This window comes from Halorientalis brevis, assembly GCF_042678165.1.
GTDB lineage: Archaea > Halobacteriota > Halobacteria > Halobacteriales > Haloarculaceae > Halorientalis > Halorientalis brevis.
Window position 1 is genome coordinate 818,521 of record NZ_JBHUDJ010000003.1, and the last position, 22,314, is coordinate 840,834.

Sequence of the window (22,314 nt, forward strand, 5' to 3'; positions counted from 1 at the left end):
CTCACGCGAAGCCGAGCGTTTTCAGGCCGCCGAACTCGAAGAGGTAGTAGTACAGTTGGACCAGCCCAGCGAGAACCATCACGGCCCCCGCGGCGCGCGTAATCACGCCGGTCCTGGCCGAGAGCTGTCGAACGAGCGTGTCCCGGCCGAGCGCCGAGAGCATCGTCACGCCGATCATCAGGACGCTCATCCCCGCTGCGTACGCGCCGAGCGTCACGATCGTGGCCGCTGGCCCACTGTTCAGCGAGAGCGAAACGATCGCGACGAAAAACGGTGCGGTACAGCCGGCAGCGGCCGCGGCGTAGATGACGCCGAACAGGACGTAGCCCAGCACCGAGCGCCGGCGCTCGGGCAGTTGGACGTGGAGCGAGGACGCCTGGAGTCGGCCCGTCGCCATCCCGATACCGAGCCCGATCAACAACAGGCCGACGACGAGTTCGAGCAGGCCCACGTGGCCGAGGATCTGCGTCCCGGCGGCGATGGCGACGCCTGCCAACGCCGCGTACACGAGGAAGAATCCGAGGCTGGTGAAGAGCCCGACGAGAGCCGCCCGTCCGAGCCGCAACGGAAGCGTGCCTTCGGGCGTATCGCCGCCGGTCTTGCCGAGATAGTAGCCGACGTAGCCGGGCAACAGCGGGAACGCACAGGGCGCGAAGAACGTGGCGGTCCCGAGCCCGAAAGCGAAGCCGAGACGAAGCGACGCCAGATCGATCATTGCTGGGCGGCGTCGATGTTCGACTGGATGGTTTCTGCCTTCGCGAGGCCCTTGTGTCGCCACACTTCCTCGCCGTCCGCGTCGATGATCACCATGGTCGGGAGCCCGTTGATCCCGTACTGCTCGCTCGTTTTCAGTTTGGTGTCCGCGGCGACCGGCCAGGTCCCCTCGTACTGCCGCCAGAACTCTCTGACGCCGTCGAGTTCGTTCTCCCAGGTGATCGACAGCATGTGCAGATCGGGGGAATTCGAGCGGACCGTTCGCAGTTCCGCCATCTGTGGCTTGCAGGGCTCACAGTACGTCGCGAAGAAATCTAACAGGGCTACTTCGCCGGACGGCTGGACCCGAATCCGGTCACCGGGTGAACCGCCGACGTCGAGCGTCTGGAGCGATATCGGTTGCGGAGTGGTTTCCGACCCGTTCGACAACCCGGGGATCTGGGTACAGCCCGCCAGTGCGGCGACGGCCGTGGCGCTCCCGGCGAGGAACCCTCGACGGCCCGTGTCCTCCATGACTCGACCTCGGTGACCCGAATAGAAAAGTAGCACGCCATCTGTGCCACAGTGATACACAACAACTCACACACCGCTGCGAGTCCGAACCGTTACCTTTGAAATTCCAACATGTGGAAGGGCCGGTCGATGACTGCGACGGCCGACCGAGTGAGTTGGGGGGCTGGAATCGTAGCGCCAGTCGTGACGCTCGGCGCGATCTTCGTCGCCACGCTGCTCTCGCCCCAGTTCTCCTGGACCGGCAACGCCCTCTCGAACCTCGGAACGACGATCAGTACTGCGTCGACCCCGACGACCCGCCTCGTGTTCAACGGCGGATTGATCGCCGGCGGCTTCGTAGGGCTCTGGTTCGGCTACGCCCTCGTGGGCGCCGCGCGCAATCGCATCGAACTCGTCGGCGTCGCGCTGTTCGGCCTGGTTCTGGTCGCGCTCGTCCTGATCGGCGTCTTCCCGCAGGGGACCGACCCGCACGTGCCGGTCGCTATCGCGTTCTACGTCTTGCTGTCGATCGCCCTGTGGACCTACGGCGTCGGGAACGTCGTTGCCGGTGACCGAGTTCGCGGCGTCGCGACGATCCTGGCGGGCGGTCTGAACGGCGCCACCTGGGCGGTCTGGATCGCGACCGGTGCCCTTCTCAGACCCGGACTGGCGCTGCCAGAAATCGTGGGTGCGGTGCTGTTTGCCGGATGGGCCGTCGGGACGAGCCTGGACGTGCGCGCGAGACTCGGCTCTGATCCAGCCGCCGGGCCGTAGCGTCGCTCCCCCGCCGATCACTCGTACTGTTTCGCGAACATCGCGATGCTCTCGTCGGGGCCGGCGACGACGAGACTGTCGTCGGTGGCGAACTCGAAGTCCGGGTCGAAGTCGGTGAACACGTCCCCGTTGCGCTCGATCGCGATGACCGTACAGCCGGTCTGGGCGCGGATGTCCGCCCCGGCCAGGGTCTGACCGGCCAGACCGTTGGCGTCGAACCGGATGACTTCGACCTGTTGATCCAGCGAGATGACGTCCTCGCCCAGGATGGTCGAAGCCAGCATTCGGCCGCTGACGGTCGCAAGCGCCAGGACGTAGTCCGCGCCGGCCTGGTAGAGTTTCCTGACGCTCTCGGTCTCGTCCGCCCGGGCGATGATCTCGACTTCGGGATTGAGTTCCCTGACCACCAGCGTCGCGAAGATGGTCATCGTGTCGTCCGGCAGCGCGAGGATGACGGTGCTGGCGTCGTCGACGCCCGCTTCCCGCAGGTCGTCCTGGTCGGTCATGTCGCCGACGAAGTCGACCCCGTTGCGCTCCTCCGTGTCGATGGTGACCGACGAGATGCCCGCCGTCTCGAGGATCGACTCGATCGTGGACCCGACCTCCCCGTAGCCGCCGATGACGACGTTCCCGCCGCCTTTCGGTCGTGTCTCGGAGAGCGTGAGTTCTTTGAGCGTTTCGAGTTGGTCTTCCTGCCCGGCGACCAACAGGATCGTCTGTTCGTCGATGCGGGCGTCTGGGGAGGGCGGGCTGACGAACTCGCCGCGGAACCACGCGCCGATCACGTTCGCGCCGGTCCGTTCGCGAATGCCGCTCTCCGCGACGGTCTTGTCCGTGAGTTCGCTGCCGTACTGGACGGGCAACTCGGCGATTTCGAAGTCCTCGCCGATCTCGATGGCGTCGCCGACGTTCGCAGTGATGCCACGGGTCACTTTCTCGGCGAGGCTCTCGCCGATGAGCGTCCGCGGCGAAAACACGTAGTCGGCTCCCGCGTACTCGTGATACGCTGCGAGATCGGGATCCTTGACGAAGGTGATGAGCGTGGTGTCCGGTGCGAGCTGGTTCGCCGTCAGCGCGACCGACGGATTCGTCTCGTCGTCGATGTCCACGACGACTGCCTGCGCGTCACTGATCCGCGCGTTCTCCAGCGTCTGCTGCGTTTCTGGATCTCCGTGCAACACGGGCACGTTCGATTCGAACAGTTCGACGGCCCGGTCACGATCGGGAACCACGACGACGTACGGAATATTGAGAATGTCGAGTTCCTCGGTGAGTTTCTGTCCGCGTGAGGTGTACGAGCAGATGACGACGTGGTCTGTGAGGTCGACCTCCCCCGCCGGGGGCGTCGTCGAGAGTCGCTCTTCGATCCAGGGCGCGATAAACAGCGGGAGCGCCATGAAGATGACGAACACGCCGGTCGCCATCATCGAGACCATCAACAGCTCCATTTCCGTCGTCTGCCAGGGGGCGTCCTCGCCGAACCCCACTGTCGTGAACGTCTGGACGACGACGAGGAGCGCTTCGGGGAACGACCGCGGCCGGTTCTCCAAGGCCTCCATTCCCCACATGTACACCAGCGTGTACAGGAGAATGAGTCCGTGAATGAGCGTCAGATAATAGAGCGCTCGTCGTCGTCGCCGACCCATATCACCCCCTGTGCCCGTCGGTGGTATAACGGTTCGGTTCGCTGTCCTCGCCGAGCCAAACATCTATATCGCTCCCGGCGCGTGATAGCGTGTGTCACGAGAGATCACCCACGACGCGACCGGACCGAAGATCGTAGACGAGGACGACATCGGCGAGAAAGGCGACATCGCCATCTGCATGTGTGGTCTGTCGGGCAACTACCCGTTCTGTGACGGCTCCCACGAGGCCACCGCCGACGAAGACGAGGACGTCCGCTACAAGTACGAGGGCGACGACGACGAGAATCCGCGCCACGAGATCGAAGAGATCGTCTTCGCCAACGACGAGGACTGACGCCGCCAGGTTGTTTCTTCGGGCCGTCGTATCGCCGTCCGCCGGTTTCTAACTCGATTTTTCACACGAAGGAAACCGGGATTACATGTGAACCTCGGCTTATTCCCTGTTTTGTGGGTCATGTACACACGAGATGACTCAGTCAACGAACAGCCACTCGGGCCAGCTCGAAGCGCCCGAACTCACAGCTGACGACGTATTGCAGGTGCCCGACCCTCACTTCACTGATGAGAACGTCGCCATCGTCACCGGTGCGGCGTCGGGGATCGGTCGCGCGACTGCGCTGGTCCTGGCCGCGAACGGCCTGACGACGGTCGCGACGGACGTGGACGAAGACGGTCTGTCCGACACGGTCGAGAAGAGCGAAGCACTCGACGTCGACGGGGAGGTCGTCCAGGCGACGGCCGACCTGACCGACGACGGGGCTCTCGAGGCACTCGTCGACGTGGCCGCCGAGGAAGGACAGATTCGATTCCTGGCCAACATCGCTGGCCTCCAGCACATCTCGCCCATCGACGAGTTCCCGATGGACATGTGGGACACGATGTACCAGGTGATGCTCCGGGCGCCGATGTACCTGAGCAAGCTGACGCTGCCCCACATCAAGGACTCCGACGACGGCCACGGAGTCATCGGCAACATGGCCTCCGTACACGGCCACTACGTGACCCAGGACAAGGCCGCGTACAACACGATGAAGTTCGGACTGCGGGGGCTCACGCAGTCGATCGCGGCCGAGAGCGACGGGAACTTCCGCTCGTTCTCGGTGAGCACGGGCTACGTCAAGACCCAGCTCGTCCTCGATCAGATCGCCGACACCGCCGAATCGCGCGGCATCTCCGAGCAGGAGGTCGTCGAGGACGTCATGCTCGGCCAGGCGCGTCTGAAAGAGATGATGGAGCCCGTCGAAGTGGGCAACCTCTTCGCGCTCGGGTTCTCGAACCACGCTCGCCACCTCAACGGAGGTGACCTGCTATGGGACGGTGGCTACGTGCACACGTACGAATGACCGTCCTGCGGACCAGCCGCAGGTCGGAGGTGACGAACTGATGTTGGACCGCAAGATCGACATCTCCGACCTGACGACGCCGTTGATGGTCGCTAGTGGCCTCCTCTGGCTGGCCGTCCTCGTCCTCGGCCTGACCGGGTACTGGTTCGTGGGCCTGCTCGTGTCGGCGTTCCTCTTCCACCCGTGGTTCATCATCGGCGCGAGTTCCCGTCAGGAGATCCCGGTGAAATTGCTCGTTTACCCCCTGGGTGTCTGGACGGTCCTCCAGCTCGGTGCGTTCGGTCTCGCCGAGTACTTCTCCGGGTCGTACGCCGGCGGCTCGGCCGGCCTCATCACGGGCATGCACCCCTCGTTCGCAGCGGTGTACTGGCTCTACTGGATCGGCGGGTTCATGACGGTCGCGCTGACGTTCGGCCTGTACTACCGTCGGTACTACCTCCCGGAAGGCCGCTGGGACGAGTTCATCGAAGAAGTCGAGGAAGCGAAAGCTGCTCAGGCCGACGAGGGCGACGTGGTCGAGGACGCGCCGACGCCCGGTGAGGCGCCGGACGGGGAGGTGACCAGCTGATGGTCGACGTGCTCGTCGTCGGCTTCGTCGTGGCGTTCATCATCTCGGTGATGGGCGTCGGCCTGTACAGCCAGCGCCTGATCGAATCCTCCGACCAGTACTACGGCGCGACCAAACTCTTCGGAGCGGCCGTCATCACCCTCGCGAGTATGTCGGGCATCATGAGCGCGTTCGGGTTCGTCGGCGGCCCCGGACTGGTTTACAGCATGGGCACGTCCTCGCTGTGGATGACGTTCGCCGCCGGCATCGGGTTCGCGATGGCCTACTGGGTCATCGGGAAACGCGTCCGCGGCATGGCCGACGTGGCCGACATCGGGACGCTCGGCGACGTGGTGGACGTGCGGTTCGACAGCGGGGCGATCCGCGGCCTGCTCGCGATCACGATCTTCATGGCCTGCTGGGCGTACCTCGCCTCGCAGGTTGCCGGCGGTGGCTACGTCCTCGCCGAACTGCTCGGCGTGAGCGTGGAAGTCGCCGTCTGGTTGGTCTTCGGCCTGATGATCCTCTACATCACGGTCGGGGGCATGGCGTCCGCTCAACTCGCCGGCGCGTACACCGGCGCGGTGATGCTGATCGGTGTCGTCGGCGTCGTCTTCGGGTTCTTCCAGGTCGCCACCGGCATGGAGAACCTGACTGTGACCGTCGCCTCGGCTGGCGAGGTCACCGCCGGTGACGTGACCAAGGCGTTCACGCCGCAACTGCTCGACGGCTGGGGGCTCGCCAAGGGCTCCGCGCCCGGCCTGCTGCTGATCTGGCCCATCGCGTTCTCGATCGGCGTCATGGGCCAGCCCCAGGTCCTCCAGCGGATGTTCTCCATCGACGATCCCGAAGGCCTGCGCACGGTCGGCCTCATCAGCGGCGTCACCTACGCCGTCGGGAGCCTACTGTGGATGCTCATCGGCTTCGTCGCGCTGTTCATGGTCGCGAACGGTGACGTCGCGGCCTTCGCGAACCCCGACCTCGCGGTGTTCAAGTTCGTCAACCGGCTCCACATCGTCCTGCAGATGATCATCTACGCGGGCCTGGTCGCGGCCATCATGTCGACGGCCGGGTTCTTCATGTCGCTGGCGTCCGGCGCCATCGCTCGTGACCTGACCCGCGCGATGGGCATCGACCTCTCGGACGGCTCGGAGACCTGGGTCGGCCGCGTGACCGTCGTCGTCATCGGCGTCGGCTCCGTGCTCTTCGGGCTGTACGGCGGGGAACTCGTGGCCATCCTCGGCAGCTTCGGCTGGGGGACGTTCATGAGCGGGACGCTCCCGGCGGTCATCATCGGCCTCCTCTGGCAAGGGGCCAGCCGCGAGGGCGTCACTGCCGGCCTCGTGGTCTCGATCGCCCTGAACGTCGTTTTGCTGGCGTGGACACAGATGGGGAACGCGCTCCCGCTCGGCATCGACTTCTACTTCGTGGCCACGGCCGCGGCCATCGTGACCACGATCTTCGTCTCGCTGGTCACGAACGGCGCCAGCGGCGAGAACGTCCCCGAACACGTCAAACCGGTGTTCGACCTATGACGGAGGTGATCTAGGATGATCTGGCTCGTCGGCTTCGTCGCCATGGTCGTGGCGACGCTGATCGTCCTGTTCAGCAAAATCTGAGCCCGTCGGTCGAGTGGCCGCCAGCTGGCGTCACCGACCGAGATTCGAGACGAGGTCGTCGAACGGTGAGACGCCCTTCGAGTCCGGGCCGCCGTCGGCCTCGTCGACGAGTGCGATCAACTGTTCGAGGACTTTGCGCTGGCTTCGCCGGAGGTTCTTCGAGGTGGCGTTTTTCGAGATGTCGAACTCGTCGGCGAGCTCGCCGAGATTCGCACCGCGCGGCGTCTCGAAGTAACCAGCTTCCATCGCAGCGAGCAGCGTCTCCCGCTCACGGTCCGTGAGGTTCCACAGCCCCCTGAGCAGGTCGCGGATCGAATCGAGGTTCTGCATGATCTCGTGGTAGTCCACGATGTCGATGCTCGTCTGCCCGTCCACCTCGAACTCGTTGTTCCGCTCCAGCTCCGAGAGCGCGTCGTCGGCGTCTTCCGGCCAGTCGAAGCCGATGTTCCACAGCTCGCTCCCGTCCTCGATGACGAACGGCCCGGTGACGTACCCGTTGTTGTCGAGGATCGTGCTCATCGCCTCCGTTTCGTCGATCCGGGAGTGGATCTGTGCCGCCCCGGCCTTCTTCCCCAGGACGTTCATCTCCTCCAGGTTGTCCTCGCCTTGCAGCTGTTTGAGCGCCTGCGTCAGGTCCTCGTTCGACTGCCCGGTGACGAGCATCCGCGACTCCAGCGCGCGACGATCGTGTCTGAACTCCCAGTGTTGCGTGTAGAACGTCACGTCGTAATCGAACGTGGTCCGGATGTACGGACAGTCGTACTGGATCATATCGAGCTGGAGGGACTGCATACTCAGCGCTTTCTCATTTAAGCACAAAAGGTATATGGAAGGCCTCCAGTAAATGGTGATTTTTAAATAAGAACGATTGTCAAAACGGCCGATTCGAAACCCCACGAACACTTTTCTCGGTCGGATTCGACCCCACGGAGGATGACTGCCATCGAGACTGTCGGGCTGACCAAACGCTTTGGCGACCTCGAGGCACTCGCCGACCTTTCCCTGACTGTTCCGGAGGGAGAACTGTTCGCGCTCCTGGGGCCGAACGGCTCCGGGAAGACGACGACCATCGAGATCCTGACCGGGCAGCTCGAGCCGTCCGCTGGTACGGCCAGCGTCCTGGGTCACGACCCCGTCTCCGATCCGCTGGCCGTCCGTCGCGCCGTCGGTATCCTGCCGGAACGGGAGGATCCGCCGAGTTTCCTGACGCCGCGAGAGTATCTCGAGTTCGTCGGGACGGTCAGGAACCTCCCGGACGTCACGGAACAGATCGACGAGTGGGCGGAGCGATTCGAGTTCCGCGAGAAGCTCGATACGCTGGCGACCGACCTCTCGGAGGGTGAACGCCAGCGCGTCATGCTCGCCGCCGCGTTCGTCCACGAGCCCGATCTGGTGTTTATCGACGAACCCCTCGTGAATCTGGACCCGCTCATGCAGGAACAGATCAAGGGTCACTTCCGGGAGTACTGCGAGCGCGGGAACACGGTCTTTCTCTCGACGCACTTCATCGAGGTCGCCGACGAGCTGTGCACCCAGGTCGCGATCGTCAGCGACGGCCGACTCGTCGCAGAGTGCAATCCCCAGGAACTCGACGACGAGCGGCTGCTCGACGTGTTCCGCGCGGAAGTGGGCGCTACTGAACCGGCCACCCAGCAGGTGTCCGACTGACCAGCGATGTCGCTCACGCTCCAGCTGTTTCGGCGGATGCTTCGCGAGGAGTGGCGACTCCACGAGGAACTGTTCGGCGGCCGCCGGTTCGGCTCGTTCCCCGTCGTCGTCCTGGCGCTCGCAGCCGGCGGCTTCGAGTTACTCCGGATCACTGGTACTGACTTCGACGCCGTCGTCGCTGGCCTCCACGGCCTCGTCTTCTTCTTCGGGCTCCAGGTGGGAACTATCGGACTCGTCGGTCGCGACGCACTCCGGGACGTTCTCGGCGACGTGACGCTGCTCGTGTTCTCGGCCCGGACGCTGCCAGTGTCGTGGAACCGCCTGTTGACCGTCTTCCTGCTCAAGGACCTGGTGTACTACGCGGCGTTCTTCCTCGCACCACTCGGCGTCGCTGTCGTCCCGAGCGCACTTGGTGCGGGCGTCTCACTGGCTCAGATTGCGCTCGTCTGGGTCACGCTCGTCGGGGCGTTCGCCCTCGGCGTGACGCTGAGCCTGACGCTCGCCGGCCTCGCCACGCGGAGCAAACTCGCTGTCGTCGCGCCGGTAGCGGCGGTAGCGGCTGCCACCGTCGTAATCGGGATCGACGTCCTCGCGTACACGCCGCTCGTCGCGTATCGAGAGCCGTCGCTGCTCGCGGCTGTCCGCGGCTTCGCACCGGTGGTCGTGTTCGGGGTGCTGGGACCACTGCTCTTCCGCCCGGCAGCGAGTCGCGCGCAACGGACCGCGCCGGACCGGTTCACCCGGGTGCGGACACTCCTCGGCGACGACAGCGGGCTCACCACGAGGGCGCTGCTCGACGTCACGAGATCCAGCGGCTCGGCCTGGAAGGTGCTGTTCTCCATGGGCGTGCTCTTCGGCGTGACCGCGCTCTTGCTGGACCAGATCACCGCCGCGACCGGTCTCGAACCGTCACCGGGGATCGCCTTCGGGACGCTCCTGGGGCTCGGTGCGTTCACCACGTACAGCTGGGTGATGCAGTTCGACGACGCAACCGAGTACCTCCGCTATCCCGTCTCGATACAGGCCGTCTTCGCGGGCAAGCGTCGCGCGTACGTGCTCCTGTCGCTCCCGGCGGGATTGGTCTATCTGGCGGTCGCAGCGCTGTGGTACCGGCCGGTAGAACTGGCCGTCGGCGTCGTCGTGTTGCCACTGATCGCGACCTACGTCTACGGCGTGACGGCCTTCGTCGCTGGACTCTCGCCGACGGAGTTACTGTTCGATACCGTGTTGTTCCTGGGGTTCGGGACGGCGCTCGCCGTCGTGGCGATTCCACTGTTGGTCGCAGCGCTCGTCTATCCGACCGCACCGACTGCCACGACGGTCCTCGCGTTCTGTCTGTCGCTCGGCGCTGGTGCGATCGGCTGGTGGTTGGCAGCGCGCGCCGGGCCGCGATGGGAGCGACGGTTACGACATTGATCCTGGCGAATTATAGATAGAACAAACACATGTTTCGCAGACTATTTGGATGGGGAACGAGTTCGTGGGAGTAGTGGTACCGGTGCATCCCGTCTCCGTCACGATTCCGGTTGCGCGTCGAGTCGTCCGTTCCCATCAGGCTGGTGACTATGTCTGAGGACATCCGTCTCCTGATGGTCGACGACAGCGAGTTCTTCGCCGAGATGACGGCCCAGACGTTACGCGAGGAACACGGGATGACGACCTTCTGGGAGACGAGCGCGGAGGACGCGCTGGCGTTTCTCGACGACACGGAGATCGACTGCATCGTCAGCGACTACGAGATGCCAGGCGCCAACGGCCTCGAATTTCTCGAGATGGTCACCGAGCGACATGGCGACGTCCCGTTCATCCTTCTGACCGGCCGCGGAACCGAAGAGATCGCGTCCAGAGCGATCGCCGCCGGCGTGTCGGACTACATCCTCAAGCTCGAAGTCGTCGAAGACCAACAGTATCAACAGTTGGCAAACCGCGTCAGGAGTGCCGTCACCCAGCGGCGAGCACAGCGCCGCTACGAACTGCTCGTCAACAACACGCCGGACGCCGTGGCACAGGTCGCTGCCGACGGCGAGATCATCGCGGCCAACCCGGCGATGGCGGAGTTCGCGTCGGTCTCGCGCGAGGAACTCGTCGGCCGAGACATCGTCGAGCAACTGCCAGATGGCATCGGCAACCAGTGGCTGACCGTCGGTCAGACGGTGATCGAGGAACGAACCGCCCAGCGCACGGAGACGGAGTTCGACGGTCGGCACTTCCACAACATCTTCGCGCCGGTCGACATTCGGACCGAACGCGACACGTTTCAGCTCATCGCCAGGGACGTCACAGAGCGCGTCGAGCGCGAGCGGGAACTGGAACGGCAGAACGAACGGCTCGACGAGTTCGCCAGCATGGTCTCCCACGACCTGCGCAACCCCCTCGACGTCGCCGAGATGAACCTCTCCATGCTGGCCGAGCAGTTCGACGAGCGACCGGCCGAATTCGACCGGATCGAAGCGTCCCATCAGCGGATGGCGACGCTCATCGACGACGTGCTGACGCTGGCCCGGCAGGGCGCGACCGTCGAGGACCCGGAACCGACGCCCCTCGAACAGACCATCCAGCAAGTCTGGCCCTACGTCGAGTCGGGCGAGACCGACCTGGTCGTGGACGCGACGGGGACCATCGAGGCCGACGCCGGCCGTTTCCAGGAACTGCTGAGTAACATCTTTCGGAACGCCGTCGAACACGGCGACGCCGCGACGATCACCGTAAACACCCTCGAGGACGGTTTTTACGTCGCCGACGACGGGCGCGGCATCCCAGAGAGCGAGCGGGACAACGTGTTCGACACTGGATACTCGACAGCCGACGACGGGACCGGGTTCGGGCTGGCGATCGTCGAACAGATCGCCGACGCCCACGGCTGGACAGTGTCGGTGACTGCGAGCGACGAGGGCGGTGCCCGCTTCGAGATCACCGGCGTCACCTATCTCTGAGCCGGATCGCTCGTTTCCGATTCGGCCTGCCGCATCCGAGGACGTTATCACCGCTCCGTCCGCCTTGAAAGCCAATGAGCTACCGCGGCGCAGTTCTCGACCTCGACGGCACAGTGTACCGAGGCACCGATCCCCTCCCCGGCGCGGTCGAGGCTATCGATTCGTTTCGGGCTGCCGACCTCTCGCTGCTCTTTTTCTCCAACAACCCGACGAAGACGCGCCGAGAGTACGTGAACCGGCTCGGCGAGATGGGCATCGCGATCGACGTCGAGGAGGTCCTGTCGGCCGGCACCGTCACGACGGACTACCTCGCGACCGAACACGCCGACGACGACCTCTTTCTCATCGGGTCGCCGTCGCTGCGCGACCAGTTCGAGGCTGCTGACCTCTCGCTCGTCGCGGACGCCGAGGCGGCCGACGTCCTCGTCGCGTCCTGGGACGGCGAGTTCGACTACGGGTCGCTGACCGCCGGCCTCCGCGCGCTCCAGGACGACGAGACGACGTTCATCGGGTCAGATCCCGACCGCGTCGTTCCCTCCGGCGACGACAGCCTCATTCCGGGCTCGGGGGCGATCATCGGGGCCATCGAAGCGACTGCCGACCGCGCCGTCGACCGCGTGATGGGGAAACCGTCTCCCGAAGCGGTCGACGCAGCGACCGCGGCACTCGATCTCCCGCCCGAGGAGTGTCTGCTCGTCGGCGACCGGCTGGACACCGACGTCGCGCTCGGCGAACGCGCCGGCATGACGACCGTGCTCGTGCTCACCGGCATCACGGAGCGAGCGGACGTTGCCAGGAGCGAGTTCGCGCCGGACCACGTCGTCGACTCGCTCGCTGACGTGCCGGCGCTGCTGGAGTGACCGGCCGACGCTGCCACTCTCCCGCCCAGCCCGGGTGGCTTTATCACATTGGCAATCGATAGCACACACTGCGTTCCAGTGCGGACGCGTGTATATCATGAGCGGCAAGCGAATCCTACTGATAGCCGGCGACTTCGTCGAAGACTACGAGGTCATGGTACCGTTCCAGGCGCTCCAGGCGGTGGGCCACGAGGTCGACGCCGTCTGTCCCGAGAAAGAAGCCGGGGAGTCGTGCAAGACGGCGATCCACGACTTCCGCGGCGATCAGACGTACGTGGAGTCACGAGGACACGATTTCGAACTGAACGCCACGATGGCCGACGTCGAGCCGGCGGACTACGACGCGCTCGTGGTCCCTGGTGGACGCGCGCCCGAATATCTGCGCACGTACGACGAGGTGCTCGACGCCGTCCGCCACTTCTTCGACGAGGAGAAACCAGTGGCGGCGCTGTGTCACGGCCCGCAGATCCTGGCTGCCGCGGACGTCCTCGACGGCTACGAGATGACCTCGTATCCCGCAGTCCAGGCGGAAGTCGAGGCGGCCGGCTGTTCGTGGGTCGACGGCGTCACGCGAGACCGCAACCTCGTCACCGGGCAGGCCTGGCCGGATCACCCCGAGTGGATCGCGGAGTTCCTCGACGTGCTCGGCACCGACGTCGAACACTCCGAGCCCGCCGTGGCAGCCGACGACTGACTCGGTGCCGTCGCGATAGCGACCGAACACGTCAACGTTTTTCCCATACGAGCCGTCGCCGGAACCGATGAAGTTCGAGACGTTCGGCGAGGGACAGGACCTCCTGTTCCTGATGGGGTGGGGAAACAAGCTCGACGGCGACAACGAGCGGTGGTTCGTGGATCGGCTCGTCGAGGCCGGCTATCGCGTCCACGCGGGGCAGTTGCCGACGAACATCAGCGACTTCGAGGCGCAATATCTGGCGCCGACTCGTGAGTACCGTGACGAGCACGCACTGCAACTCGCACCCGTTCTCAGCCACAGTACCGGTGGCCTCGTCGCGGCGTCCCTCCGACCGAAGGCGGCGATCTACATGAGTCCGTGGTGGGGATTCTACGGTGGAAAGCTCAGGAAGACGCAACTGCGGATCGTCGCGGCGCTCCCGACCGACAGGCGGCTTCTTCCCATCGACTTCGGCCGCGAGGAACTCGGGTCGCTCGTGACGGAAGCACAGTGGCAGGACCTCCCGTCGAAGGTCAGTCCATCGTTCATCCGTGAGATTCGCGATGCGCAGGCGTCGATGCCCGAAATCAGTGCCGACGCGCGAGTGTTCTGCTCGCTCGCGGACACCGTCGTCGGACTGCAGGCGATCGGGTCTCGGGTCGAGCCGACACAGGTCACCCTCTACGACGGCAAACACGAACTGTTCTCGTCGGCCGGCCGCGAGGACAACACCGAGGCCGTCGTCGACGCGCTCGACGAGATCGCGTGACCCGTTAGAGAATGATCTTCCCGAAGGCGCTGGCGACCAGTTCGACGGCGAGTTCCGCGGTCTGATTGTGCTGGTCCAGGATCGGGTTCACCTCGACGAGTTCGAAGCCGCGGAGGCGGTCCGGCTGTGAGAGGTGCTTGGCGATCAGTTCCATCGCAGCGTGGGCTTCGCGGTAGGAGACGCCGCCACGGACGGGCGTGCCGACGCCGGGGGCTTCCGTGGGGTCGAGCCAGTCGAGGTCGAGACTGACGTGGACGCCGTCGGTGCCGTCCGTCGCGACGCCGATCGCTTCCTCGACGATTTCGGTCACGCCGCGGTCGTCGATGTCAGTCATCGTGTACGCTGAGACCTCGCTGTCACGGATTGCAGGGCGCTCCTGCTCGTCGATGTCGCGCAAGCCGACGAGTGCGACGTTCTCCTCGGAGACGTTCGGCGACGGTGCCCAGTCCGTCTCGGCGAACTCGCCGATGCCCAGGATCGCGGCGAGGCTCATGCCGTGGACGTTGCCGCTCGGCGTCGTCGTCGGCGTGTTGAAATCGCCGTGGGCGTCGAACCAGATGACGCCCGTCGATTCGTCGCGGGCGACGCCGCTCGCAGTCCCGATGGCGATGGAGTGGTCGCCGCCGAGGACGAGCGGGAGGTCGCCGGCGTCGACCGCATCGGCCACCTCGTGTGACAGTCGCGTGCAGACCGTCTCGGTCTCGGCCAGGAACTTCGCGTCGCCGGCCACTGGCGCACCGGCGTCCGGATCGGTCTCTTCCGGCCGTGGGACGTGAACGTCGCCCCAGTCGAGACACGTCGTTCCCATCGCTTCCAACTCCTCGGCCAACCCGGCGTAACGGATGGCGGACGGCCCCATGTCGACGCCGCGCCGGTCGGCACCGAGGTCCATCGGTGCGCCGATGATCCGTACGTTCCTGTCCATCACTATCGAGACTCTCGCGAACGTACAAAAGTCGCCTGTCCCGCGATCCGTCTCCGGCTCAGTTGGTGTACTGCGCGCAGACGCGCTCGATGCCCTCGGCGAAGTCGATCTGGGGCTCCCAGCCGGTCGCCTCGTGCATCTTCGAGGGGTCGGCACACGTGTCGTGGACGTAGACGTCCTCGGGGATCGGATTCTCGACGTACTCGGGGTCGATGTCCGTTCCGAGTTCGTCGTTGAGCATCTCGACGACCGTATTGAAACTGTACGCCTCGCCGGTGCCGAGGTTGTAGATGCCGGTCAACTCGTGGTCGGCGGCCAGTTCGAGTCCCCGAACGATGTCGCTGACGTGCGTGAAATCTCGCGTCTGTTCCCCGTCGCCGTACAGGACAGGTGCGTCGCCGTTCGCCATGTCGTCGGCGAACTGAGCGATGACGTTCGCGTACTCGCCTTTGTGTTCTTCGGCACCGCCGTAGCCCTGATACACCGAGAAAAAGCGCAGGCCGGCCATGTTCATGTCGTGATAGTTCGCGAAGTACTCGCCGTAGCGCTCGCGAGCGAGTTTCGACGCTTCGTATCCCGTGTTGACCGCGACCGGCATGTCCTCCGGGGACGGCTCGGTCCGGCTGCCGTAGATCGACGACGTCGAGGCGTACACGACCGTCTCACAGCCGTCTTCGCGGACTTGCTCGACCGTGTTGACGAACCCCTCGACGTTGACCCGGGCGCCCAGTTGCGGGTCCTCCTCGTGCATGTTCAGCGAGGAGAGGGCGGCGAGGTGAAAGCACACGTCTACGTCGGACGGGAGGTCGTCGTCCAGCACGCTCGCCTCGACGAACTCCACGTCCTCGTCGAGATTTGCCGGTGTTCCGAGATACCCGTCGTCCAGTGCGACCACGTCGTTGTCCGCCGCGAGGTGATTGGCGAGATTCGAACCGATAAATCCTGCCCCACCAGTGACGAGTACGCGTTTACCCTTCATACATCCGACACGCAACGGGATGAACTAATGTGTATCGCTTCCTCGTTTCGTCTGACCGCGATTCCGCCTGTTCGTCGGTCTGTTGTCGCATATTGGATACGTGGAACGATACTCATTTATCCGCCGGGTTTAAGGAAAACTACCACGAACGTTCCATCATGTCATCAATCGAACTCACCCCGAGCCAGAAGAACATCCTTCAGGAACTAGTCAACCTTTACAGAGAATCCGAGTCCGCCGTCAAAGGCGAAGACATCGCCGAGCAGGTAGATCGGAATCCGGGGACGATCCGTAACCAGATGCAGAGTCTCAAAGCGCTCCAACTCGTAGAGGGTGTACCTGGCCCAAAAGGTGGCTACAAGCCGACTGCGAACGCGTACGACGCATTGCAGGTCCAGGACATGGACCAAGCGGCCGACGTGCCGCTCGCGCACAACGGCGAACCGGTCGAGTCGGCGAACGTCGAGGAGATCGACCTGACGAGCGTCCACCATCCGGAAGAGTGCCGCGCGGAGATCAAGCTCCAGGGATCGATCTCCAACTTCCACGAGGACGACACGATGACCGTCGGTCCGACGCCGCTCTCCAAACTCCGGATCATCGGAACAGTCGAAGGGAAAGACGACACCAGCAACATTCTCATCCTGACCATCGACGACATGAAAGCACCCGTCGGCGAAGTCCAGAAGTAATCGATCGAGCCCAGAATCGGCCGCTCGACCGACTCACTGACACTCGTTATCGCACCTCTTTGACAGTGTTTGATTTGATACAGATTCACATGCGCTGTTCGGCGCGGCCGTAAATATCACCGGTTAGAGCCGGCCTTCCTTCGGTAACAACTGCCGATTGTTACGTCACGATTTCAAAGCCTTTGTATCAGGTGGCGCCAGAGTGGCACCTATGACAGAGAACGTAGTCGTACTCGGGTCGGGATACGCGGGTGCGGGTGCCATCAAGAGTCTCGAATCGGAGTTGGGGAACGAAGCGGATCTCACGTGGGTCTCGAACGTCGATTACCACCTCGTTCTCCACGAGTCCCACCGGTGCATCCGCGATCCCAGCATTCAGGAGAAGATCAGTATCCCCGTCGACGAGATCAAGGCGCCGAGCACCCGCTTCGTCCAGGGCGAGGTCGTCGACGTCGAGACCGACGAGCGGACCATCGAACTCGACGACGACTCGACCATCGACTACGACTACCTCCTCGTCGCGCTCGGCTCCCAGACCGCCTTCTTCGGGATCGACGGCCTCGAAGAGTACTCACACACGCTGAAGAGCCTCGACGACGCGCTGGGCATCCACGAGGACATCAAACAGGCCGCCCGGTCCGCCTCGCAGTCCGATCCCGCACAGATCGTCATCGGCGGTGCCGGCCTCTCCGGCATCCAGACGGCCGGTGAGGTCGCCGGCTTCCGCGAGGATCACCGCGCCCCCATCGACATCCACCTCGTCGAGGGTCTCGACGAAATCTTCCCCGGGAACGATCCCGAAGTGCAGGCCGCACTCCGCAAGCGCCTCGAAGACCGCGACGTCAACATCATGACCGGCGAGTTCATCGGCGAAGTGGACGAGGAGACCGTCTACATCGGCGACGACGTCGAACTCGACTACGACGTGCTGGTCTGGACCGGCGGGATCACCGGCCGCGACGCCGTCCAGGACGTCGACCTCGAGAAAGACGAGCGCAACCACCGCATCCACACGGAGATGAACTTCCAGACCGAGGACGAGCGGGTCTTCGCCATCGGTGACTGCGCCCTCATCGACCAGCCCGGCGAGAACCCCGCGCCGCCGACGGCCGAGGCTGCCTGGGAGGCCGCCGACCACATCGGGAAGAACATGGCCCGCCAGATGCGCGGCCAACCCCTCGAAGACTGGACGTTCAAGAGCAAGGGGACCGCCATCTCCGTCGGTCACGACGCCGTCGCCCACGACGTCATGATGATGCCGATGGACACCTTCGGCGGCTTCCTCGCCCGCAACCTGAAGAAAGCCATCGCCGCTCGCTGGATCGCGTCCATCACCGGCCCAGGCCGCGCGCTCAAGGCCTGGCCGGACATGTAGTACCTTTTTACTTCGAGGGGTTTCCTCGGCCGACTTCGTCGGCCTGCGGGAACCCCTCTCGCAAAAATCTACGCTAAAAAAGGCCGACGGCTCACTTCGTTCGCCGTCGGTGAACCGCGCTCGCTACGCTCGCGCGGATGCTCGTGTTTATATTAGATTTGGTGCGGGGAAATTATCATGTACAATGAGCGCAGACGCTACCTGAAGGAGGCAGCCATCACCGCCGTGTGGGGACTGGTCCTCGGTGTCGTCTTCTTCATACTGTCCTCCGATCCACGAGCGACGTGGGTCGACGCACTCGTCGACATCGTTGGCCCTGCGACGGGACTCGGTGGTGGCACCCTCTTCGTACGGACCGCACAGCGCCACTACGAACGGGAATCAGTCGAGCCCTAATCCCGCGTGCCACTCTGCGGCTCCCGACTCGGTCACTCTGTCGTCCATCTTCGCCAGCAGATGCGTCGCCAGACTCGCAGTTTTCGCGGCCTTTCGCTCGCCTTCGGTCCGGAACTCGCCGGTCACGCGGTTCGCGTAGACGGTACAGACCGCCCCTGCACGGAGGCCGTAGAGGTTCGCCAGCGTGAGGATCGTGCTGGCCTCCATCTCGAAGTTCAAGACGTTCGCGGCCCGGAGTTCCTCGATCAGTTCGTCGCTGCCGCGGGCCTCGAACCCCTCGAAGCCGGGACGGCCTTGCCCTGCGTAGAACGAGTCCGTCGAGCAGGTCAGGCCGACGTGATAGTCGTAGCCGAGTCGTTCGGCTGCGGCGACGAGCGCGGCGACGACGGCGTGGTCGGCAACGGCCGGGTAGTCCTCGCGAACGTACTCGTCGCTGGTTCCCTCCTGCCGGACGGCTCCGCGCGTGATGACGAGGTCACCCACGCTGGCTTCCTCGCGGATGGCTCCACAGGAGCCGACGCGAATGAAGGTGTCAGCACCGACTCGTGCCAGTTCCTCGACGGCGATCGCGGCCGAGGGGCTGCCGATTCCCGTCGACGTTACTGAGATCGGCGTTCCCTCGTAGGTACCAGTCGCGGTCCGGTACTCGCGGTGCTCGGCGACGACCTCGGAGGCGTCCCAGCCACCGGTGATCTTCGGGAGGCGCTCCGGGTTCCCGGGCAGCAACACCGTCTCGGCCACGTCGTCGGGACCCACGTCGAGGTGGTACTGGGTCTCGTCGTTGGGGTCCTCGCTGTCCAATTCGTCGGCGGCAGTGGCGTCGTCGGTCATTGCCCGAGCATCTCCTTCGTGATCGTGTTCGGCAACAGTTCTCCGAGCGTGTACTCGACCGGTTCGTCGGCGTCGTCACAGACGATGGGGAACGACTCGTCGCAGAACTCCGCGAGCGTCTGGCGACACATTCCACACGGGGTGACGCCGTCGCGCTCGCTCGACGAGACGGCCAGCCGCTCGAACGACCGATGGCCGCGCTTGACGGCGTCCGCGATCGCTACCTCCTCGGCGTGCAGACTGTTGCTGTAGTTCGCGTTTTCGATGTTGCAGCCGGTGTACACGGTGCCGTCCGCGGTTTCAATGGCCGCACCGACGCGGTACTCAGAGTAGGGCACGTACGCGTCGTCCATCGCGTCGCGCGCCGCCTGGAGGAGTTCGTCCATGGCGGGACGTCGAGCGGCCGGGCCAAATAGTCTCGGCTGCGCCGAGGTGTCGGGGCGAGATCGAGTACCGTAGCGCCTACCCGGCGACCTCGTCGATCGTCCGTTCGATGACCGATCTCGCCTCGGCGACGAGGGCGTCCACCTCGTCGCTCTCGGCGTACATTCGAACGTACGGTTCCGTGCCGCTCGGGCGGACCAGCAGCCACGACGCGTCGTCCCACGCCAGTCGAACGCCGTAGTCGGTCGAGACGGCGGCGTCCGAGAACGCCTCGGGCAGCCGGGTTTCGAGCGTTTCCATGACTGCCGCCTTCGACTCGTCCGGACAGGCGAGGCTCTCTTTCCGGTAAGGCCGTTCGGTGACCGGCGCTCGCAACGCGTCGAGTCCCTCTGCCGCGACGAGCCGTGCGAACACCGCCGCACTGGCGACGCCGTCGATCCAGCCGCCCAGGTCTGGATGGACGTGTTTCCAGGGCTCTGCGGCGAAGACGACGTCCGTCTCCTCGTCGGCGTTCGCCTGGACCGCTGCGATCCCTTCGTGGAGCCCACCGAGGTGGACTCGCTCGACGCGCCCGCCTGCGGCCTGAACTCGCTCGTCGATGCGAGCCGAGGCGTTCGGCGTCGTGACGACGACCGGATCAGACCGCTCGCTCTGGCGGACGTACTGTTCCGCGAGGATTGCGAGGACAGTGTCTTCGTGGACGACGCTCCCGTCCGCTGCCACGACGACGATGCGGTCGGCGTCGCCGTCGTGACCGATGCCGAGTTCGAACTCGCCCGCCGACACGAATTCACGGAGGTCCGTGAGACTCTCGGGCGTCGGTTTGCTTTCCCGTCCCGGGAAGTGCCCGTCGACGTTCGCGTTCAACGCGACCACGTCGGCGCCGAGTGCCCGCAGGACCTGCGGGGTCGCGACGCTGGCCATCCCGTTTCCGCAGTCGACGGCGACGCGTACCCCATCGAGCGGTGCACCGAATCCACTGGCGTACTCGATGACGGCCTCACGGTACGCGTCGAGCACGTCGACCGTCGTCGACGTTCCCCACTCGTTCCAGGGCGCCGGTGCGGTTCCCTCGTCCACGCGATCCTCGATTCGCCCTTCCGCGACTGAATCGTACTCTCTCCCGTCGACGAACAGTTTGAGTCCGTTGTCCGTCGGCGGGTTGTGACTGGCGGTGACCATGATTCCGCGGCGCCCCCGCGAGGCGAAGGCGAGCGCCGGCGTCGGGAGCGGTCCGGCGCGGCGAACGGTCGCCCCGCCGCTTTCCAGACCCGCTTCGATCGCCGCGGCGAGTGCCGATCCCGTCTCTCTGCCGTCGCGTGCCACGACGAACTCCCGGTCGTCGACGGCTGCGGCCTGCCCGACCGCGAGCGCGAGCGCCGGCGTCACCGTCTCAGTGACGGCGCCCCGAATGCCTGCCGTGCCGAAAAGGTCCATACGGGGCCATCCAGTGGCATCTACTTAGGTGCTGGCGAAAGTGGTGATGCGATACCGCCAGCCAGCTAGAGCTCGACGCCACTCGGTATCAGCGAGTGGTGACGGAGGAGGCTGCCGTCCTGGTCGTACACGAGGAGCGTCCGCTTTTCGGCCTCGAACAGTTGCTCGCCGTTGCGCTCGATCAGAACGCTGTACCCTTTGTCCGTGTCGTTGGTGGCTTCGCCGTACGCCCGTGCAGCGTCGATGAGCGTGAGGATCTCCGTGGCGTCGGCGTTGACCTCGAGGACGAACTCGCCGGTCATCCGGTCGGCGATCGAAAAGACCCCACTGGCTCCGCTGTCGTCCACCGGCGTCTGAAATCGGAAGGCGACGTCCACTGCCGTCTCCGGTGTGAGGCGCGTTTCGAAGGCGTCGGACGGTCCGTTGTACTCGACGTGGACCGTCGGTTGGCCGTCGGCCGTGTCCTCGACGTTCCGGAGCCCGAGGGTGAAGTAATCGCGCCTCATTCCCACTCCAACATACGGTTTCCGGAGCAATGAACGTAACGCCCGGTTGTGAATTCACACCCCACCGCCGACTGGGGTAGGTTTTAGGGACGGCCGCTCGCAGGACGGATATGGTCTGGGTCAAGTCGGAACTCGCTGAGGAACTGGCGGTGGTCGCGGCCTGGCTGTCCGCCCTCATTCCGTGGTCGATCTCGGTATCGCTGGGCGAACTGGCAGGCGGCTCACTCGTCGAATTCCACTTCCCGTTCTTCCTCGTTCGCTTCCTGTTCGGTCTCGAGGTGCCTGCACCGAACCCGCTCGTCCTGTTGCCCTGGGAGGCCGTGGCGTTCTACGGCGACGCGCCCGGGCCATTGCCGTTCATGGTCTGGACCGTCGGCGCAGCCGTCGTGGCGCTGGCCGTGGTGCTGAGCGTCGGGATGTACGTCTTCGAGGCCCGGTTCCAGCGAGCGTCGCTCGACCCCGTCCGGGTGATGGGCGGGCTCTTGCTCGCCGCGGCGATCCTCCACACCGCCGCCAGCGCGCTCCTCCAGTTCGGCGCGCTCCCGGTCGACTCGGTCCCCTCGGACAGTTTCCCCGGCATTCTGATTCCGATCGGCGTCGTCTTCCAGTTCGCGTTCGCGTACGTCCTGTTGCGGGTCGACCGCGTCGACCGTTCGACCGCTGACGAACCGGGCGAGCGGGCTGACGAGCCGGCCTGACGACGGGTTGCAGACGACGATCTGGAAACGAGTGTCGATTTTAAGTAAGT

At 64.8% G+C, this 22,314-nt stretch carries 25 protein-coding genes; 15 read left to right on the top strand and 10 right to left on the bottom strand.

All coding sequences use genetic code 11. The features are described from left to right. Window position 1 precedes the first annotated feature (1 nt). A complete protein-coding gene (locus ACFR9U_RS11335; protein ID WP_247372917.1) occupies window positions 2-715 on the bottom strand; it encodes a cytochrome c biogenesis CcdA family protein in 714 nt (237 codons plus the stop codon). Further along, window positions 712-1,227 carry a TlpA family protein disulfide reductase gene (locus tag ACFR9U_RS11340; RefSeq protein WP_247372911.1) on the bottom strand — a complete coding sequence of 172 codons (516 nt, stop codon included), beginning with the start codon at window positions 1,225-1,227 and terminating at the stop codon, window positions 712-714. Before ACFR9U_RS11340 ends, ACFR9U_RS11335 begins: the two co-directional genes overlap by 4 nt. Before the next feature lie 129 nt (window positions 1,228-1,356). On the opposite strand from ACFR9U_RS11340, the gene ACFR9U_RS11345 reads away from it, so the two are divergent. Then, on the top strand, window positions 1,357-1,980 hold the full coding sequence (locus ACFR9U_RS11345) for a DUF998 domain-containing protein (RefSeq protein WP_247372907.1): 624 nt from the start codon (window positions 1,357-1,359) through the stop codon (window positions 1,978-1,980). Between the two features lie 17 nt (window positions 1,981-1,997). Here the strand turns inward: ACFR9U_RS11345 and ACFR9U_RS11350 are convergent, their stop codons facing one another. Further along, complete coding sequence (locus ACFR9U_RS11350) at window positions 1,998-3,626, bottom strand: potassium channel family protein (RefSeq protein ID WP_247372901.1); 1,629 nt, start codon at window positions 3,624-3,626, stop codon at window positions 1,998-2,000. A gap of 91 nt (window positions 3,627-3,717) precedes the next feature. On the opposite strand from ACFR9U_RS11350, the gene ACFR9U_RS11355 reads away from it, so the two are divergent. The 4 genes from ACFR9U_RS11355 (at window position 3,718) to ACFR9U_RS11370 (ending at window position 7,051) form a co-directional block, all read left to right on the top strand. Next, window positions 3,718-3,960: a CDGSH iron-sulfur domain-containing protein gene (locus ACFR9U_RS11355; RefSeq protein WP_247372881.1), complete on the top strand. Its 243-nt coding sequence runs from the start codon at window positions 3,718-3,720 to the stop codon at window positions 3,958-3,960. Window positions 3,961-4,093: 133 nt separating this feature from the next. Beyond that, on the top strand, window positions 4,094-4,969 hold the full coding sequence (locus tag ACFR9U_RS11360) for an SDR family oxidoreductase (protein WP_247372878.1): 876 nt from the start codon (window positions 4,094-4,096) through the stop codon (window positions 4,967-4,969). A 40-nt stretch (window positions 4,970-5,009) separates the two neighbouring features. Further along, window positions 5,010-5,537 carry a hypothetical protein gene (locus ACFR9U_RS11365; RefSeq protein WP_247372870.1) on the top strand — a complete coding sequence of 176 codons (528 nt, stop codon included), beginning with the start codon at window positions 5,010-5,012 and terminating at the stop codon, window positions 5,535-5,537. Next, window positions 5,537-7,051: a sodium:solute symporter family transporter gene (locus tag ACFR9U_RS11370; RefSeq protein ID WP_247372867.1), complete on the top strand. Its 1,515-nt coding sequence runs from the start codon at window positions 5,537-5,539 to the stop codon at window positions 7,049-7,051. Before ACFR9U_RS11365 ends, ACFR9U_RS11370 begins: the two co-directional genes overlap by 1 nt. A 114-nt stretch (window positions 7,052-7,165) precedes the next feature. Here the strand turns inward: ACFR9U_RS11370 and ACFR9U_RS11375 are convergent, their stop codons facing one another. Beyond that, window positions 7,166-7,927 (bottom strand): helix-turn-helix domain-containing protein, encoded by a 762-nt coding sequence (locus tag ACFR9U_RS11375; RefSeq protein ID WP_247372863.1) that lies wholly within the window; start codon window positions 7,925-7,927, stop codon window positions 7,166-7,168. 141 nt (window positions 7,928-8,068) lie between these two features. Between ACFR9U_RS11375 and ACFR9U_RS11380 the strand changes: the two genes are divergently transcribed. The 6 genes from ACFR9U_RS11380 (at window position 8,069) to ACFR9U_RS11405 (ending at window position 14,041) form a co-directional block, all read left to right on the top strand. Continuing rightward, the gene (locus ACFR9U_RS11380) at window positions 8,069-8,803 is read left to right on the top strand and encodes an ABC transporter ATP-binding protein (RefSeq protein WP_247372860.1); all 735 of its coding nucleotides are present in this window, start codon (window positions 8,069-8,071) and stop codon (window positions 8,801-8,803) included. 6 nt (window positions 8,804-8,809) lie between these two features. After that, entirely contained in the window at window positions 8,810-10,219 is a 1,410-nt protein-coding gene (locus tag ACFR9U_RS11385; protein WP_247372848.1) for a hypothetical protein, read from the top strand. Window positions 10,220-10,368: 149 nt separating this feature from the next. Beyond that, entirely contained in the window at window positions 10,369-11,736 is a 1,368-nt protein-coding gene (locus ACFR9U_RS11390) for an ATP-binding response regulator (protein ID WP_247372844.1), read from the top strand. Between the two features lie 74 nt (window positions 11,737-11,810). Then, window positions 11,811-12,596 (top strand): HAD-IIA family hydrolase, encoded by a 786-nt coding sequence (locus ACFR9U_RS11395; protein ID WP_247372822.1) that lies wholly within the window; start codon window positions 11,811-11,813, stop codon window positions 12,594-12,596. 97 nt (window positions 12,597-12,693) lie between these two features. Continuing rightward, a complete protein-coding gene (locus tag ACFR9U_RS11400; protein WP_247372809.1) occupies window positions 12,694-13,290 on the top strand; it encodes a DJ-1/PfpI family protein in 597 nt (198 codons plus the stop codon). Window positions 13,291-13,357: 67 nt separating this feature from the next. Further along, on the top strand, window positions 13,358-14,041 hold the full coding sequence (locus ACFR9U_RS11405) for a lysophospholipase (RefSeq protein WP_247372806.1): 684 nt from the start codon (window positions 13,358-13,360) through the stop codon (window positions 14,039-14,041). Window positions 14,042-14,045: 4 nt separating this feature from the next. Here ACFR9U_RS11405 and rocF read toward each other — a convergent pair whose 3' ends face one another. Together rocF and ACFR9U_RS11415 are read right to left on the bottom strand one after the other, a co-directional pair. Next, on the bottom strand, window positions 14,046-14,966 hold the full coding sequence (gene rocF, locus ACFR9U_RS11410) for an arginase (RefSeq protein WP_247372803.1): 921 nt from the start codon (window positions 14,964-14,966) through the stop codon (window positions 14,046-14,048). A 58-nt stretch (window positions 14,967-15,024) separates the two neighbouring features. Then, entirely contained in the window at window positions 15,025-15,945 is a 921-nt protein-coding gene (locus tag ACFR9U_RS11415; protein WP_247372763.1) for an NAD-dependent epimerase/dehydratase family protein, read from the bottom strand. A gap of 158 nt (window positions 15,946-16,103) precedes the next feature. On the opposite strand from ACFR9U_RS11415, the gene ACFR9U_RS11420 reads away from it, so the two are divergent. The 3 genes from ACFR9U_RS11420 (at window position 16,104) to ACFR9U_RS11430 (ending at window position 18,408) form a co-directional block, all read left to right on the top strand. Continuing rightward, entirely contained in the window at window positions 16,104-16,637 is a 534-nt protein-coding gene (locus ACFR9U_RS11420; protein WP_247372741.1) for an Rrf2 family transcriptional regulator, read from the top strand. A gap of 211 nt (window positions 16,638-16,848) precedes the next feature. Continuing rightward, window positions 16,849-18,012: an NAD(P)/FAD-dependent oxidoreductase gene (locus ACFR9U_RS11425; RefSeq protein WP_247372716.1), complete on the top strand. Its 1,164-nt coding sequence runs from the start codon at window positions 16,849-16,851 to the stop codon at window positions 18,010-18,012. Window positions 18,013-18,189: 177 nt separating this feature from the next. Further along, a complete protein-coding gene (locus tag ACFR9U_RS11430) occupies window positions 18,190-18,408 on the top strand; it encodes a hypothetical protein (RefSeq protein WP_247372713.1) in 219 nt (72 codons plus the stop codon). On the opposite strand, the gene ACFR9U_RS11435 is transcribed toward ACFR9U_RS11430, so the two are convergent. The 4 genes from ACFR9U_RS11435 to ACFR9U_RS11450 all read right to left on the bottom strand — a co-directional run bounded on the left by ACFR9U_RS11435 (window position 18,394) and on the right by ACFR9U_RS11450 (window position 21,566). Continuing rightward, window positions 18,394-19,239, bottom strand: a complete 846-nt coding sequence (locus ACFR9U_RS11435) for a nucleoside phosphorylase (RefSeq protein ID WP_247372710.1) — start codon at window positions 19,237-19,239, stop codon at window positions 18,394-18,396. The two genes, ACFR9U_RS11430 and ACFR9U_RS11435, sit on opposite strands and share 15 nt — an antisense overlap. Continuing rightward, window positions 19,236-19,625 (bottom strand): cytidine deaminase, encoded by a 390-nt coding sequence (cdd, locus tag ACFR9U_RS11440; RefSeq protein ID WP_247372707.1) that lies wholly within the window; start codon window positions 19,623-19,625, stop codon window positions 19,236-19,238. The genes ACFR9U_RS11435 and cdd overlap by 4 nt, the downstream gene beginning before the upstream one ends. Before the next feature lie 76 nt (window positions 19,626-19,701). After that, on the bottom strand, window positions 19,702-21,060 hold the full coding sequence (locus ACFR9U_RS11445) for a phosphohexomutase domain-containing protein (protein ID WP_247372688.1): 1,359 nt from the start codon (window positions 21,058-21,060) through the stop codon (window positions 19,702-19,704). Between the two features lie 65 nt (window positions 21,061-21,125). Next, window positions 21,126-21,566, bottom strand: coding sequence for a DUF5793 family protein (locus tag ACFR9U_RS11450; RefSeq protein ID WP_247372680.1), 441 nt, complete (start codon window positions 21,564-21,566; stop codon window positions 21,126-21,128). A gap of 110 nt (window positions 21,567-21,676) precedes the next feature. Here ACFR9U_RS11450 and ACFR9U_RS11455 point away from each other — a divergent pair, with 110 nt between their 5' ends. Beyond that, complete coding sequence (locus ACFR9U_RS11455; RefSeq protein ID WP_247372672.1) at window positions 21,677-22,264, top strand: DUF7549 family protein; 588 nt, start codon at window positions 21,677-21,679, stop codon at window positions 22,262-22,264. Window positions 22,265-22,314 lie beyond the last annotated feature (50 nt).